The 2,106-nt window shown below is 59.5% G+C and carries 1 protein-coding gene; it reads left to right on the forward strand.

Annotation, left to right across the window (positions count from 1 at the left end):
* Positions 1–36 precede the first annotated feature (36 nt).
* Positions 37–2,106, forward strand: a 2,070-nt coding sequence (locus tag AC1DUU_RS30430) for an indolepyruvate ferredoxin oxidoreductase family protein (protein WP_476787037.1), incomplete at its 3' end; no start/stop codon positions are given.

The following is a 2,106-nucleotide window of genomic DNA, read 5'->3' on the forward strand; positions in this document are numbered from 1 at the left end:
CTCGTTCCCGCGCACGGTATCAACTGGGATCCAAGCATAGCTTGGCCAGCCGAGCGCGCGGAGTATGAGCGCAGGATGATCGAAGAGCGCTTGCCTGCGGCGATCGGATGGGCTGCGGCCAACCGGATCGATCGCGCCATACTCGAAAGTCCGGTCAAAAGGCTGTGCATAGTCACCGTCGGCAAAGCCCATCAGGATCTCATGCAAGCTCTTGCTGATCTCGACATCGGTGAGGAGGAGGCGCGCGCGCTCGGCGTCTCCATCTACAAGGTGGGGATGAGTTGGCCCCTAGCGAGCGACCCTTTGCTTGCCTTCGCTGGCGATGTCGATGAAATTTTCGTCGTAGAGGAGAAGGTCGGGACTGTCGAAGCGCAAATCAAATCGGCGCTCTTCAATCGGGTGGGCAAACGCATCCGCGTGACCGGCAAGACGGACGAACAGGGCCGCGCGCTGTTGCCTGTCATCTTGGAATTCACGCCTGCGATGGTGGCACAGGCGTTCGTCGGTCGTTTCGATGACGCGGAACCAATCAACCTTGCCAGCCGTCTTGAGCGGATGCTGCATGACAGACAGCGCGGCGAAGTCGTGCCATTCCCCGCCCGCAAGCCTTTCTTTTGTTCAGGCTGCCCGCACAACACTTCGACCAAGACGCCCGCGGGATCGATCTCCGGTGGAGGCATTGGATGCCACGTCATGGCGTTGTCGCAGCCCAAGCTCAAGACCGATACGTTCAGCCAGATGGGTGGAGAGGGTATGCAGTGGGTGGGGGCGGCCCCCTTCTCCGAGACTACTCACATTTTCCAGAATCTGGGCGATGGCACCTATCAGCACAGCGGTCTGCTATCCGTACGCGCTGCCGTGGCGGCAAAGGCAAACATAACGTTCAAGATTCTCTACAATGACGCTGTCGCGATGACAGGCGGCCAGCCAGCGGAGGGGGCGATCAATCCTCTCAGGGTCGTGGCCCAGCTCCTCGCCGAAGGCGTTGCGGACGTGCGAATGGTGAGCGACGATCCAGCAAAATGGCGTAGCTCGACCATACCGGACAACGTTCGGATCCACCACCGCGACGAGATGAACCTGGTTCAGCGCGACCTGCGCGACAYGCCAGGTGTTACCGCCATCGTCTACGAGCAAACGTGCGCCGCTGAAAAGCGCCKCCGACGCAAGCGCAGGACTTCTCCTGACCCCAACCGTAGGCTCTTCATAAATCCCCGCGTCTGTGAGGGCTGCGGGGATTGCTCGGTCCAATCAAACTGCATTGCGGTTGAGCCATTGCCAACAGTCTTAGGCACGAAACGCCGGATCAACCAATCGGCTTGCAATATGGACTTCTCCTGCGTGAAGGGTTTTTGTCCCAGCTTCGTCGAAATTGACGGTCCGCAGATCCGCAAGCCAAATGCAGCCCGGATCAAGGAGTTCGAAGCTGATCGTTTCGGCGCACTGCCTGAGCCTGAACCGGTGGTTCTTGCGGGAGTCTACAATATCTATGTGGCCGGTATCGGCGGCCTTGGCGTTCTAACGACTGGCGCGCTTCTTGCCACCGCCGCACATCTGGATGGTTTGAGCGCCACTGTCCTCGACTTCACAGGCCTTGCTCAAAAGAATGGTGCAGTGGTCAGCCAAGTACGGATCGCAGCAAATGGGCACCCCATCCATGCCGTTCGGATAGGCGCGGGAGAAACCGACTTACTTCTGGGAACCGACGCACTGGTCGCAAGCAGTGCGGATTCCTTGCGCAAGTTCGCGGGCGGACGCGGCGCTGTTGTCCTCAATAGCGACGAAACGCCCACCGCCGATATCGTGACCGATCGCGATGCCACGCTTCCAACCAAACGAATGATCGACACTCTCCTGGGCCGTGCAGGCGAGAGCGGGTTTCTTCTTAGCGCAACGCGCATTGCCGAGGGATTGTTTGGCAACAATGTCGCCGCAAACACCCTTATCGTCGGCTATGCTTGGCAAAAGGGGTTACTACCGTTGTCGGCAGGGGCTTTCGAGGCTGCGATCGAAGCGAATGGAGCTGCAGTCGATCTCAACAAGCGCGCATTTGCCTGGGGGCGCTTTGCCGCCATCGACATCGACGCGGTCGAAGAGGTTGCAGGC

Source organism: Aminobacter sp. P4_H6_2 (assembly GCF_056400805.1).